11 protein-coding genes are annotated in these 14,648 nt (G+C 42.5%); 7 read left to right on the top strand and 4 right to left on the bottom strand.

Annotated features, from left to right (window positions below):
- Positions 1-35 precede the first annotated feature (35 nt).
- The 3 genes from J7I90_RS06880 to J7I90_RS06870 all read right to left on the bottom strand — a co-directional run bounded on the left by J7I90_RS06880 (position 36) and on the right by J7I90_RS06870 (position 3,290).
- Positions 36-1,145: a histidine kinase N-terminal domain-containing protein gene (locus tag J7I90_RS06880; protein ID WP_214769697.1), complete on the bottom strand. Its 1,110-nt coding sequence runs from the start codon at positions 1,143-1,145 to the stop codon at positions 36-38.
- Between the two features lie 235 nt (positions 1,146-1,380).
- Positions 1,381-2,274, bottom strand: a complete 894-nt coding sequence (locus J7I90_RS06875) for a cation diffusion facilitator family transporter (protein ID WP_396020050.1) — start codon at positions 2,272-2,274, stop codon at positions 1,381-1,383.
- 491 nt (positions 2,275-2,765) lie between these two features.
- The gene (locus J7I90_RS06870; protein WP_214769691.1) at positions 2,766-3,290 is read right to left on the bottom strand and encodes a universal stress protein; all 525 of its coding nucleotides are present in this window, start codon (positions 3,288-3,290) and stop codon (positions 2,766-2,768) included.
- Positions 3,291-3,573: 283 nt separating this feature from the next.
- On the opposite strand from J7I90_RS06870, the gene J7I90_RS06865 reads away from it, so the two are divergent.
- The gene (locus J7I90_RS06865) at positions 3,574-5,607 is read left to right on the top strand and encodes a transglycosylase domain-containing protein (protein ID WP_214769688.1); all 2,034 of its coding nucleotides are present in this window, start codon (positions 3,574-3,576) and stop codon (positions 5,605-5,607) included.
- A gap of 190 nt (positions 5,608-5,797) precedes the next feature.
- On the opposite strand, the gene J7I90_RS06860 is transcribed toward J7I90_RS06865, so the two are convergent.
- A complete protein-coding gene (locus J7I90_RS06860; RefSeq protein ID WP_214769685.1) occupies positions 5,798-6,106 on the bottom strand; it encodes a hypothetical protein in 309 nt (102 codons plus the stop codon).
- A gap of 193 nt (positions 6,107-6,299) precedes the next feature.
- Between J7I90_RS06860 and iadA the strand changes: the two genes are divergently transcribed.
- The 6 genes from iadA to J7I90_RS06830 all read left to right on the top strand — a co-directional run bounded on the left by iadA (position 6,300) and on the right by J7I90_RS06830 (position 14,627).
- The gene (gene iadA / locus J7I90_RS06855) at positions 6,300-7,475 is read left to right on the top strand and encodes a beta-aspartyl-peptidase (RefSeq protein ID WP_063577152.1); all 1,176 of its coding nucleotides are present in this window, start codon (positions 6,300-6,302) and stop codon (positions 7,473-7,475) included.
- A 618-nt stretch (positions 7,476-8,093) separates the two neighbouring features.
- Positions 8,094-9,206, top strand: coding sequence for a pyruvate dehydrogenase (acetyl-transferring) E1 component subunit alpha (gene pdhA, locus J7I90_RS06850; protein ID WP_251025117.1), 1,113 nt, complete (start codon positions 8,094-8,096; stop codon positions 9,204-9,206).
- Positions 9,206-10,189: an alpha-ketoacid dehydrogenase subunit beta gene (locus J7I90_RS06845; protein WP_214770160.1), complete on the top strand. Its 984-nt coding sequence runs from the start codon at positions 9,206-9,208 to the stop codon at positions 10,187-10,189. The genes pdhA and J7I90_RS06845 overlap by 1 nt, the downstream gene beginning before the upstream one ends.
- 26 nt (positions 10,190-10,215) lie before the next feature.
- Positions 10,216-11,472, top strand: coding sequence for a dihydrolipoamide acetyltransferase family protein (locus J7I90_RS06840; protein WP_214769682.1), 1,257 nt, complete (start codon positions 10,216-10,218; stop codon positions 11,470-11,472).
- Positions 11,473-12,897, top strand: a complete 1,425-nt coding sequence (gene lpdA, locus J7I90_RS06835) for a dihydrolipoyl dehydrogenase (RefSeq protein ID WP_214769679.1) — start codon at positions 11,473-11,475, stop codon at positions 12,895-12,897. It begins immediately after the preceding gene.
- A gap of 350 nt (positions 12,898-13,247) precedes the next feature.
- Entirely contained in the window at positions 13,248-14,627 is a 1,380-nt protein-coding gene (locus tag J7I90_RS06830) for an amino acid permease (protein WP_214769676.1), read from the top strand.
- Positions 14,628-14,648: the final 21 nt, after the last annotated feature.

Genomic DNA, 14,648 nt, shown 5'->3' with positions numbered 1-14,648 from the left:
CACTAAAATCCTAAGGAAAAAAGGATATTTATCCATTATTTAGTTTTTAATTGTATGGAAAAGGTCGTTAGGAAATCGGTAGAGTGACAGGATAAGGTTCCTTGATGCTTCAAAACGATTTCTTTACAGACGAATAATCCCAATCCGGTTCCCCTTTTTTTTGTGGTGATGAATGGCTCAAAAATATTCGGCAGGACGTCGTCAGGTATTTTCGGCCCATTATTCGATATATTTAAAGTAAGAATGCCGGGTGGCGATTCAGATCCTGAAATGTAAATGGACGGGGAAGGCATTCCTGCAACCACATCAAGAGCATTTAATATAATATTTAGTAAAACTTGACGAAATTCTTCTTTAGAACCGGAAATTACGGCATCCTCGGCAATATTGCATGTAATGGAAGCATTAACTTCCAAAATGCTGGGATATAAAAATTCGATCACCTCATTCACAAGCTGAGCAATGGAAAATAGATCAGGTTGTGTTGTTGAAGTCTCCTTTTTGGAAATATTAAGAAATTGAGTGATCCGGTAATTTAGCTGATCCAATTCCTTTGAAATGATATCAAGGTACTTTATCTCAGGTTGTTCTGCCTGTAATAATTGTATGAATCCCATGATGGAAGTCAGTGGATTTCTGAATTCATGGACAAAGCTCGAGGTCATTTGGCCAAGGAGCGTCAAACGGTCTTTATGGTTTGGGCTTATGAATTGATAGCGTTCTTCAAGTTCCATCGTTTTCAATTCGGTATAATGGGATAATGCAAAATGAATGAGTTTATCGAAGTAAACGTTTACCCGTTTTATTAGAGCCGATATTTCTTCTCTAGGTGCTTCGGAATTCAAAATGTGCTCTATGATGACGGATCTCCCGATGGTTGCAGTGGAAAAGAAATTTTCCATATCCAATTGCTTAGTAACGCGATCAGCCGCAATTTTTTCTCCTACGACCTTCAGTACATCGTCTATGTCAGTATCCGATTTTCCAACCTGATCCATTAGCAAATTAAAAATGTTTTCCACTTCTCCTTTAAAATACCCCAAGTATCCGTCCGGTAAATGCAGCAACTCATCTTTCCATTTGGAAATGATACTGTTTTTTTGAGAAGATAAAAAGTGAATGGTCATTTCTCGATTAGATACCATTTTGCCCTCCATACTGTAGGAAAATGAATTTACTTTGACCCAGAAAGTGCTTTATTTGAATAAAATTACAAAATATCAAAATAATTACAACTTGCTTTCATGATAACAGATTACTGTTCTTTTAACATGTGTCAATTGGATAAATATTCGGCAATCAATCAATAAATACCTTTTTTTGACACAGTTTTATTACAGTAATTACAGGAATTAATAACGAAAAAAGGTACCCGTAAAGTTAATGACGGTTACCTTTTTTATGAAATGCATATGGTTCGATGTGAACGATCACATGCTGGATATTATATTCCTTCAAAAGATTTTCTTCGATTCTAACGGTAATATCATGACCTTGAATGACGGTCAAAAGAGGGTTGACATGAACGGTAGTTTCGAGCAGGATTTCACTTCCATGCATCCGGGCTTTAATTTCACTCATGTCTTTAACACCCTCTGTCAGTATTATGGTTTGTCCGATCTTTTGCAGGAGCTGCTCGTCGAAACCATCGGTTAAAGAGATGGAAGCATCACGAAAGATATCCCAGGCAGTTTTGCATATGATGGCCCCCACGACTGCTGCAGCTATCGCATCCAGCCAAGGGATTCCCATCTTAGTGCCGATGATTCCAATGAAAGCACCAACACTGACAAGGGCATCGGAACGATTATCCTGAGCAACGGCATAGATGGAAGAGCTGTTGATTTTTTTACTTAATGTAAGGTTATAACGGTAGATTCCGTACATGAAGATTGCAGAGAATAGAGCGACATATCCGGTCAGCATACTGGGAACGGTTGTTGAATCTTGGTGAAAGAAGGATTCAATGGCACTGAATACAACCTGAAGGCCCACTGTGATCATGATGAAGGCAGCTACCAATGACGCTACGGTTTCCGCCCGTAAATGACCATATGAATGATTATCATCAGGAGGTCTCTTTGAAATTTTCAAACCAATCAAAACGGCTATGGAAGCGATGATGTCGGTCGTATTATTTAAACCATCAGCCCAAAGCCCTTTAGAATCACCGAAATAACCAAATGACAATTTAAGAGCAGACAAGAATATGTAAGCGGCAATGCTTATGTAGGCGCCTTTTTCAGCTGATATCGAATGTTTATCCATGTCCATTCCCTCCCCAATGTAAATTAGGCTTAATAAAGATACCAAATCAAACTTTAGTGAGTCTATAGAAAAATTGTCGTATTTAGCCATCTAACTTGGTTATCAGCAGGTGTATTGAAAGTCTGTAAAGAAGTTGGATAAATGAAAATATATTTACACTAAATGGTGAAAAGTGAATTCGAAGACATGTACAGTTTCTTTAATTCTCATTTAAGGAAACTAATAGTATATTCTAACCGATGATCGAAAATTAAATACTTCCACAAGGGGAGCCTAAGGATAAGAGTGAATGGTTCTGGTTCAGGCATTTTGAACCTGGTAGTCTGCACTGATGCAGGATGTAGTTTTTTGACAGCAATTAGCAACCCGTTGTCTTTCGGGTGCTCCGAATGTAATACTGAAAAAATCCTATTAGCAAAAAGGCCGGATTCTATATGAACCCGGCCTTATTCGGAGAATGTATTACTCGAACCATTAGGGAAAAAACCGCTCATTCTTCATTTTGCAATGAATACCGAACATGGTGCGTTTTTCGCAATGGAACTACTTGTACTGCCAAGGAAGAATTTTTCCAAACCGCTTTTATCGCTATTGCCCACAACGATAAGATCAGCAGAAGTTCTCGCTGCAAAGTCACATACGCTATCTGGCGCATGCCCTTCCAATAGTTCGAATTTCCCCGTCACTTGACATTCACTTAACAATCTCAACGTATTACTTTCTGCGTTCTGAATACTATTCTCGAGGGCGGAAGGGGTGTCATTTACCTTTTGATTTCCTGGCTGGTCAACTTCAACAACAGGATGTGTCTGGACTGGATCCACATAAAATCCGGCAGAGGGTACGAACCCCGGCGCGGAGGCGTTACCCATGATACGCTGTTCAACCTTATCATTTAGGACATGAACTACGGTCAACTCAGCTTTTGGAAAGGCCTTTTTCAATGTTGCTCCATATTCGACGGCCCGTTTACTTTCTTCATTTCCATCAAAAGCGACGACAATATGTTTCAAATCTTTCATTACTATCATCTCTCCCCGTTATAAGACCTTATAGTGTTATACCCGCTTTTAAATGGCTTCACGCCTAAAATCGGTATATAGATTGCCTTTTACGGGTAAAGGATAGATACGAGCATAGTTAAAATGGTAGGATGAAACCTGGTCCTTCAGTTAATTGGCAGGCACAGACGGTGAAGGGATATTATCGGTAAGGATGCCGATTCGCGTGTAAAGAGCTACAAGAAAAGAGCGCCTTTTATTCAATCGACGAGTTTTCTTTAACAAAAAGGGTAAAATATTTTTAATGAAACATGTCGCAGATGGGAAAATGGGGGTACAAATGAGAGGGTTAGTGAAATTAGGTCTAATTATAATATTGGCGATTGCGGTTTTAGGCGCCGGTTCACTATTTTATTTCAGGCAGGGTGCTGATATAAGTCATCTTGAAAATAGTCTTCAGCAACCGACAGGTATCTATGATCTGGATGGGAATCTAGCCAGTACGATCACGGCAAATAAATCCGAGGGCGTTGCGATAGATGAAATCCCGGAACATATGAAACAAGCAGTGGTTTCTATTGAGGATCACCGTTTTTATGAACATCATGGCATAGATTATCAAGGGATCATGCGGGCTTTGGTTAAAAATGCGAAGGCTGGAAGTGTTGTTGAAGGCGGGAGCACGCTCACCCAGCAGCTTGTGAAAATCACGATGCTGGAATCAGATCGAACACTGAAGAGGAAGATAGAAGAGTTTTTTCTAGCCCAGGAAGTTGAAAATAAATATACAAAAGATGAAATCCTGGAAATGTATTTGAATCAAGTTTATTTTGGCCATGGGGCATGGGGAATCAAAAAGGCTGCAAATATTTATTTTTCAAAAGAGGTCTCTGAGTTGACCGTTGCCGAGGGAGCTTTGCTGGCGGGAGTCATTAACTTGCCATCCAAACTTGATCCATACAAGAATTTGGACGGTGCAGTGAAGCGGCGTGATTTGGTTCTTTCGCGAATGGCGGAACATGGTTATTTGACGAAAGATGAAGAAGCGGCGGCAAAAAAAGATACGGTGACACTTCTTATGGGGGAGAAGGAAACCGATCCATTGAGAGGTAAGTATCCTTATTATGTCGATCATGTTTTATCGGAAGCATCGAGTAAATATGGAATTAAGCTTGAGGAGCTGCTTTCAAAGGGGTATAAAATTTACACGACCCTGGACCAGTCCATGCAGCAGGCTACAGAAAGCGTGTATGAGAATTCAGCCAATTTTCCGGTTGGAACGAGTACAGATGAACTGGTTCAAAGCGGGTCTGTCCTTCTTGATCCTGAAACAGGCGGCATAAAAGCACTTGTCGGCGGGAGGGGTGAACACCAATTCATGGGATACAACCGGGCAACCCAACTGACAAGGTCTCCTGGTTCATCCATTAAACCGCTTGTCGTTTACACGCCGGCTGTTGAAGAGGGATATGATATCACTGACCCTTTAAAGGATGAAAAAATGAGCTTCGGTGAATATGAGCCAACAAACCTGAGTGGTCAATATAAAGGAGAAGTCCCCATGTATGAAGCGGTGATGAATTCCTTGAATGTACCGACGGTTTGGCTATTGAATGAGATTGGAATCGATAGGGGGCTTGATTCACTTAAGCGGTTTGGGATTCCATATGACAAGGATGATCGAAACCTGTCTATCGCTTTAGGAGGGATGAAAAAAGGTGTGTCCCCGCTGCAGATGGCAGGAGCCTTTTCTGCTTTCGCCAACGAAGGGGAACGGATGGAAACCCACGCCATCGTAAGGATAGAAAATGCCGATGGAAAAGAGGTTGCCGCCTGGAAAGAGAAAAGCACCAAAGTGACCTCTGTAGGCGCCGTCGACAAAATGAACGCCATGCTGCTTGGAACAGTGGAATATGGCACAGCGAAAAACGCGGCTGTTTCCGGTTATGAAATAGCAGGTAAAACAGGATCTACACAAGTTCCCATCGAAGGAGTATCAGGGGTTAAAGATCAATGGTTCATCGGTTATTCACCTTCGCTGGTCTGTGCTGTTTGGGCGGGATATGATAAGACGGACGCAAAACATTATCTAACGACACACAGCAGTCAGGGAAGTGCGCTCATCTTTCAAAAAATAATGTCGAAAGCCTTACAGAATCAAGCTGCTCAATCTTTTAAAGCTCAAGATATCGGTCCGCTTATAGCAGAACAACAGGCACTTATAGCTGAGCAACAGGAGAAGGAAGAAGAGGAGAAGAAGAGACAATATTGGATTGATAAAGGAAATGAAATAAGGGAAGGCTTGAATAAATGGAGGGACTGGGAGGTTCCGTGGTGATTCCCAGGTCCGGGAGCATGATCAAGCCCTTCTAAATCAAATCAACAAAAAAAGACTGTCAATCATTGACAGTCTTTCATCATTCTTAAAAAATGAGATTTGCTATTATGCCGATTACGACGATTGCGCCTATCACCATTAAAATGGTTCTCATATAGATACACCCTCTTCAAAACGTAGTTGGATTCTTTTAAATATTTACGGTTTGGTTCGATTGGAAACGAAATGCACTTTCATCATTTTCTTTACAAATAGCCTGTACTTTTTCAAGCATGGTGTGTACATTCTCGCCTTCAAGTATGACTTTCATGGTTGCACACTCTTGAAGAATGAGCACAAAGGATACAAAAGTCGACAGTTTCTTGGCATCGACCAATTTATGGTTGCAGATAAAATATATATTCCCTTTAAATTCTTTTGTAACTTGATATAGGTTCATGATTTGTCGCATGGATAATCTTTTATTTGTTTGAATGTCAGAAGAAATCACTTTATTCATGTCGTTTACTCCTTTTGTTTTTATACTTTTGTAAAAGCATAATCAAGATGTCAATTCAGCTACAACGTTTAAAAATGAACAAGTATGTTTGGATTTTTTTATGTAATTGTTAGCGGGTCATGTTGTATATTTACCCGCGTGAAAGATTTTGAAACCTATTTGAAAATTTCAATTTTTTGAGGGGGAACGAACGATGCTCACGCTTATTAAAAATGGGGAGCTTTATGGTCCGGAATATATGGGCCAAAAAGATATCCTCTTGGTTGGAAAGCAAATTGGCTTCATTGAGGACCAGATTGATGTTCCTGCCAATTTCGTTGAAATGAAAGTGATTGATGCGAGTGGTCAAATTGTGGCTCCGGGTTTTATAGATGCTCACGTACATATTATCGGCGGAGGCGGGGAAGGGGGCTTTAAAACGCGCACACCTGAAATCCAATTAACAGATGCCACTTTAGCCGGTATAACGACATTGGTAGGGGTCATCGGCACAGATGGAACGACAAGGACGATGCCTGCACTGCTCGCCAAAGCGAGAGCGCTTGAAGAAGAAGGAATTAGCTGCTTCGTTCAGACTGGTTCGTATCAAGTTCCAGTCAAGACGTTAACCGGTAAGATCGAGGATGATTTGATTCTTGTGGATAAAATTATCGGTGTTGGCGAAATAGCCATTGCCGATCATCGTTCTTCGCAGCCGACTGCAGCCGAACTCGCTAAACTGGCCTCGCAGGCACGTAATGGAGGTCTGTTATCCGGGAAAAGCGGTATCGTCAATATTCATGTCGGCGACAGTCTAGATCATTTGCACGTAATTGAAGAAGTTGTCGAGACAACGGAAATTCCGATCACTCAGTTCTACCCTACGCATATAAACCGAAATCCGCATTTATTCAATGCTGGGGTGGAATATGCAAAAAAAGGGGGGTATATAGATTTTACGACAAGTACAATCCAGAAATTCCTTGAAGAAGGCGAGGTCAAAGCAAGTACAGCAATTAAAATGGCACTAGAAGAAGGCGTTGAAATCGGGCAGATCACCATAACTTCAGATGGGCAAGCCAGCCTGCCTGACTTCGATGGAAGCGGTAACCTGCGCGGTTTGAACATTGGTACCTGCATGTCGTTATATGATTGTGTTGTCGATGCGGTCCTCGAGGATGGAGTGGCAATTGCCGATGCCCTACGAGTTGTGACGGAAAACCCGGCAAACATTTTAAAGCTTTCTGCAAAGGGAAAGCTTTCGGTAGGTAAGGACGCGGACATCATCATGATGAATCAACGAACTCTAGAAATAAATAGTGTTATCGCGATGGGGCAGATGATGGTCAAAGATGGCCATGCTGTCGTGAAAGGAACATTTGAAAAATAGATCTTTTCTACCTTTGGGTGCAATTGCCGATGCAAGTCCTACCCCATCCTGAAATGCAAAAAGGGTAACATTGCTCTAATTTCGGATTTCTGAACCAGCCAAAAAACTGGCTAGCCGAGACCCCGCAGACGCTTGCTTTGATGAGGCTTGGCAGGCAGTCGGCGGAAAGGGAGCGGATTTCTGAAAACAACTGTCTGTTGAAAAAAACGTAGGCAGCTGATTTCTTCGAGTTTTTATACAGTCTAAGACCCATGTATTATATAATGGGTCTTTTTTGTGCTGAATACTTTTTGGAAAAGGTATGAATCGATCAAGTGGCATATCACATTTTGAAGGTAATCAATATGAAACTCCCCATTAAAGGTTCTCATTTTCAAAATGAAGGTGAAGTATCAGAAAACATCTTCTAAATAAAGGTAATATGTAAAAAATTCATTCTATTTAACATATTATTAAAAACATGGATGTATTATCCTTTTATATAAGGAAATGTAGTTTATGAAACAGCATTTAATCACAGACAGAAAGACCAATAAAAACATTTTGGGCTGTTATTTCATGACTGTTCAAAACCTAGGAAAGTTTGCGAAACAAATCTATCTTAAGGGGAGAAATGAAATGGAAAAGACGGGAAACCCAATAATGAAAGCGCATTCAAGTGGAGTTGAGCCGGAAATGTTTCGTGTATTGACTCCTGATGGGGAAATCATTGAAGCGATTGATGGAAAAATCGATAAATCACTTATGTTAAAGATGTATGAGAGCATGCTCCTGCTCAGAACATTTGACCGAAAATCAATTAATCTCCAGCGCCAAGGCAGGATAGGGACTTATGCACCTTTCGAAGGGCAGGAAGCGTCCCAAGCAGGAAGCGCTTTAGCATTGTCGGCAGGGGATTGGATGTTTCCCACATACCGTGATCATGGAGCCGCAATCATTCATGGACAGGAATTATACCGTGTTTTCCTATACTGGATGGCGCATTTTGATGGTTCGATTTGTCCAGAAGGAAAAAGGATATTGCCTCCAAGTGTTCCAATTGCCACTCAAATGGTTCATGCAGTCGGAACGGCTTGGGCAAGTAACCTTAAAGGCGAAAAGAATGTTAGCATTGCCTATTTTGGCGATGGAGCGACTTCTGAAGGGGACTTTCATGAAGCACTGAATTTTGCCGGCGTTTATAAAACCCCGACAATCTTTTTCTGCCAAAATAATGGCTACGCAATCAGTGTCCCTTTTGAAAAGCAATCGGCATCAAAAACAATATGCCAGCGGGCTGCCGCTTATGACATCCATGGGGTGCGGGTGGATGGAAATGATATTTTTGCCGTATGGATGACTGTAAAGGAGGCTGTCGAAAGAGCGGTTAAAGGGGAAGGACCTACATTAATCGAAGCCATTACATTTCGCTATGGCGCCCATACTACTGCAGATAATCCGAACATATATCGCGATCAGGACGAAATTTCAACGTTCTGGAGGGAAAACCGCGATCCCATTACACGCCTTAGAAAGTATTTGAATAAAGAGGGTCATTGGAATGAAGAGCAGGAAGAATTGGTGTTAAAGCAATTCAACGAACTGATCGATGCTCACCTTAAAAGGGCCGAAGCATATCCGAAATCCGACCCGCTTGAAATGTTTAACCATGTATATGCCGAGGAGTCATGGCATCTAAAGGAACAGAAGCAGGAATTGAACCAAATCTTAAGGAAAGGCGGGAAGAAATGATGGGCAAAAATTTAACGATGCTCCAGGCTGTTACGGAAGCGCTGGACCAAATGCTGGGTCATGATGATCGCGTGATGATCTTGGGTGAGGATATTGGAGTGAATGGCGGGGTTTTTCGAGCGACGGAAGGACTTTATGAGAAGTATGGAAAAGATCGAGTTGTGGATACGCCATTAGCTGAATCCGGAATCATCGGCTCTGCCATTGGTTTGGCTCTTAACGGGATGCTGCCCATAGTGGAAATCCAGTTTCTCGCCTTTATTTATCCGGGGTTCGAGCAGCTCGTTTCCCATGCTGCCCGTATGAGGTATCGTACTCGTGGGCAATTTGGGGTGCCCCTCGTAATCCGTACGCCATATGGTGCTGGAATCAGGGGTCCTGAACTTCATTCCGAAAGTGTCGAAACCTTCTTTGCCCATACTCCTGGTTTAAAGGTGGTTGCACCCAGTAATCCATATGACGCAAAAGGGCTGCTCATTTCAGCGCTGGAAGATCCAGATCCTGTGATTTTTTTGGAACCGACTAAATTGTATCGGGCTTTTAAGGAAGAAGTTCCCGACGAAAAGTACCGAATACCAATCGGTCAAGCAAAAGTGGTCCAGGAGGGTAGCGACCTGACCATTTTTGCATGGGGGGCCATGTTAAGGGAGGCATTGAATGCCGCGAAAAAGATTGAAGCAGAAAAAGGATGGAAGTGTGAAGTGGTCGATCTTAGAACTTTATACCCTTTAGATAGGGATTCGATCGTGCAATCCATTAAAAAGACAGGTCGTGCATTAATCGTCCATGAAGCCCACAAGACTGCCGGATTAGGTGCGGAGATTATCTCCATCATTAATGATGAAGCTCTTATTTACCTGAAAGCGCCGATTAAGCGTGTAACAGGATTTGATGTACCGGTTCCGCCGTTTACAATTGAAGATCATTATTTACCGACTGTTGACCGTGTAAAAAAAGGAATTGTCGAAACGATAACATTTTAATGGATTAAGGAGAAGGAGGATGACGCATGATGGAATTTAAACTTCCTGATGTAGGGGAAGGGATGCATGAAGGGGAAATTATCCAATGGCTCATCAAGGAAGGGGATGCGGTAAAACAGGACCAACCCATTGTTGAGGTGCAAACGGATAAAGTCAATGCGGAATTGACAGCTCCGGCAGCGGGAGTGGTTAAGAAAATATTTTTTTCCGTAGGGGATATCGTGGAAGTGGGGACCACTATATTCACAATTCAGGAAGAGAACGATGTGTCAGTTCCGATTACAGACATTAATGAAGAAGAAAACCAAGTCGGGCAATCCGGTGATGTAAATGTCAATGCGGAGCATATTACGACTAAACACCATCATCAGGCAGTGCGTGCGCTGGCAACACCATTCGTGCGTCAAATGGCCAGGGAAATGAAGATTGATATCGAGAAGGTTAAAGGCTCCGGTCCGGCTGGGCGAATTACCGAAAGTGACTTAAAGCAGTTTAAAGAAAATGATTCATATACACGGGAAAAGGCTAAACAGCATGATGAAAAGACAGGTCAAGAGTTGGCCCCGATAATGGGAAATGAGCGGGAAGAGCGGATTCCGCTTAAAGGGATTCGTAAAAAAATCGCTGAACATATGGTGAAGTCCGTTTCGACCATTCCTCATGTAACCCATGTAGATGAATTGGAAATGGACCGATTGAAGGAATTTAAAAATCAATTAAAGGAGTATTCAGATGATAAGGATATAAAATTGACTTTTTTGCCGTTTTTCGTTAAAGCCATTGTCATCGCCTTAAAGGAGTTCAAAACATTAAACGCTTCAATTGATGAAAGAACCAATGAAATCATCCTGAAAAATTATTATCATATTGGAATTGCGACGAATACAAATGAGGGTCTCATTGTTCCAGTGATCAAACATGCCGATCAAAAAACCATTTTCCAACTGGCTGATGAAATCAGGCAACTGGCAACTCAAGCCCGTGAAGGAAAGTTGAGTATTGATCAAATCACAGGCAGTACATTTACCATCAGCAATGTAGGACCGATCGGAGGGATGCACGCTACCCCGATCATTAACTATCCGGAAGCGGCCATCTTAGCTTTGCATAAAATGGAACATCGCATGGTCGTTCGCGATTTGGAAGGTGTTATCCGGTTAATGATGAATATGTCTCTTTCTTTCGATCATCGTTTGATTGATGGGGTAACAGCGGTACAATTTACCAATAAAATCAAGGAATTGCTGGAAAATCCAATTCGTTTAATTGTGGAGATGAGATAAATGGTAGTAGGGGAAGTTGCTGTTGAGACGGATATTGTCATCATGGGAGGAGGTCCGGGAGGATATGCTGCGGCTATCCGTCTCGGCCAGTTAGGAAAATCGGTCGTACTGGTTGAAAAGGATAAACTGGGCGGGGTTTGCCTTAATCGGGGCTGTATACCTTCAAAAGCATTGATTCACGCAGCTGATCGATATCATGGGCTTAATGATTTAGGGAAAATGGGAATCCAGCTGCCTCAGGAAAGAACCACTATGGACTTGGGAGTTTGGCAGGATTGGAAAGCGGGCATCACAACCCAGTTGGGGCAAGGTATTGCCCATTTGTGTAAGGAAAACGGAGTGACGGTGGTTAAAGGCCAAGCAACTTTTTTATCCGATGACCGCATTGGAGTTGAAACCGATGGCGATTTTGAAACCTACAAGTTTGAACAGGCAATTATTGCGACGGGGTCCAGGCCTTTCATTCCATCCTTCATTAAAGTCGATGGAGAATATATATTGGATTCGACTTCATCTTTGCAACTGAAGGAAGTTCCAGCAAGCTTGTCGATCATTGGCGGAGGATATATCGGAATCGAGCTGGGTATGGCATTTGCAAAGCTGGGTACTAAAGTGACCATCATTGAGATGGACAATCGCATACTCCCCCACGTTGCTGAAAACCTGGTAAAGGAAGTCACCCGGAATGCCAAGAAGCTTGGGATCAATATCAAAACATCCTCTAGGGTAGAGAAAGCGAGTGTAGTGGATGGTCAAGTGCATCTTCTTGTTTCCTCGGAAGAACAGGGGACGGAAGCGATCGTGAGCGAAAAGACCCTGGTTACAATTGGCAGGGTCCCTAACACTGAAGAAATTGGCCTGGATCGGGCTGGAGTGACGGTTGGAGAGAAAGGCCATATAGCAGTGGATATGGAATGCCGTACAAATGTCCCGCACATCTTTGCCATCGGTGATACCACGCCTGGTCCGGCTCTTGCCCATCGAGCGTCCAAACAGGGAATCGTGGCAGCTGAAGTGATAGCGGGGATGCCGAGTGCCGTTGACTCGCCTTATGTTCCCTATGTAATCTTCTCGGAACCACAAATAGCTGGTGTTGGTTTAAGCCGTGAAGAAGCTGAACAACAGGGATACAGCGTCAAGGTTGGCAAATTCCCGTTCAGTGCCAACGGAAGGGCGCTTGCAACGGATGAAACGGACGGATTTGCAGAAGTGATCGTGGATGCCAATAGCCATATATTGCTCGGAATGCATATGGTAGGTGCTGATGCTTCCAACCTTATAGGTGAAGGGGTCCTTGCCCTTGAGCTGGCGGCTCGGGTCGAAGATATAGCACTCAGCATGCATCCCCATCCAACCTTGACCGAGGGGTGGCTGGAAGCGGCTGAGGCAGTTTTGGGACATGCCATTCACATCGTAAATAAATAGGAAAAGGTAAAGTCATGGGGATTACCAATGTAATCCCCGATTAGAATGATTTATCTTAATGGAGTCAAAAACCTGGTAATTGTCCCCGAAAGGCAAGGCTATCGGTAAACTCACTCCATTTGGAATTCTGTCCCGGTTTGACCTTGGCCTGCAATGATTCCCTCTTGTAAAACCATCGGCATATTGATATCATTTTTACTTTGGGGAAGTATAGAGTTTTCAATAAGGCTTTGGATCCTTCCACTCCTAAACCATAACGGTTGATGAGATAACAAATCTATTCGCCATTCAACGATTGAAATGGGTTTAATTTATACGAGAAAATTATGGAATGAAGGAGGCAAATGTAAATGGAGTCAAATGGTGGGTCATTGCAAAAGAAATTATTGCCGAGGCATATTAGCATGATGGCAATGGGAGGGGCAATAGGTACTGGGATTTTTAAAGGAAGTGCCGAAACCATATCGTTAGCAGGGCCAGGAGTCATATTCACTTATATTTTTGCAGGATTGTTATTGCTAGTAGTCATGGGTGCCATAGCGGAAATGGCAATTGTCTATCCAAATACGAATATGAAAGGCTTCGTTCAGAAAGCATTCGGTAAGCGCTTTTCCTTCATCGTAGGCTGGATGTATTGTTTTATGTGGCTGTCCGTTTGTGTCATCGAGGTAGTGGTGGCAGGAAGCTTTTTGCAGTATTGGCTCCCGGTAATCCCGCTATGGATATTAAGTTTAGGGTGTGCGGCCTTCATCATTGGGATTAACATGATGAATGTCAAAAATTATGGTGAATTCGAATTTTGGTTTGCCGGCATTAAAATTACAATGATCATCTTATTCATCATATTGGGAGCCTGTATTTTATTTGGTGTGATCCCAAGCGGCGGATCTAATTATCTGCAAAACTTCACAGGGCATGGAGGATTTTTCCCGAATGGGTGGATGTCCATCTTTTCGGCATTACTGATCGTCATGTTCTCCTATGGCGGTTCCGAGTTAATAGGGGTGACGGTAACGGAAGCGAAGGATGCAGAACGCATTTTACCTAAGGTCATTAAAAACTATATTTGGAGAGTTGTATTATTCTTCACCTTACCGATACTTGTAATCTGCGGTTTGATTCCGTGGAATGAAATTGGCGACCAGGCAAGTCCGTTTGTACAGGTGTTGTCAATGTCAGGTTTTCAGGGATCTGCACATATCATGAATTTCATTTTGATTACGGCCGTCTTATCAGCCGCTAACTCTGGGATATATGGGTGTACCCGAATGCTGCATTCTTTAGCTGCAGAAGGGGAAGCTCCCAAGTCGTTCTCTTATGTATCAAAAAATGGCGTTCCCTTGTACAGTTTGCTATTAAGTGCAGGTGTATTGGTCGTCGGCTCCATGATTACTTTCGTTGCACAGGACAAGGCATTTACTCTATTAATGGCGTTTCCGGGTTTTGTAGTATCACTTGTATGGATCAGCATCTGCTTAGCGCAGCTTAAACTTCGCAATTCATATCCCAAAGCTCCGAGTTTTAAATTGTGGGGATTTCCATATGTAACCTTGTTTACCGTAATCACGTTAAGCATCATTTGTGTCACGTTCGTGTTCAGCGATCAGAATCGAATCAGTATCATTGCTTGCCTGATTGTGTTGGCTGCCTTAATCTCGATTTCGATTTTTAAATTTAAAAGTGTGGACAAACAGGAAACACCTATTATAGAAAAGAATATCGCTAAATAAATCCACGTAAAAGATACGACA

It is taken from the genome of Bacillus sp. ISL-57, assembly GCF_018613135.1.
Lineage (GTDB): Bacteria > Bacillota > Bacilli > Bacillales > DSM-1321 > Peribacillus > Peribacillus frigoritolerans.
This window is presented reverse-complemented; position numbering and strand designations above follow the sequence as displayed.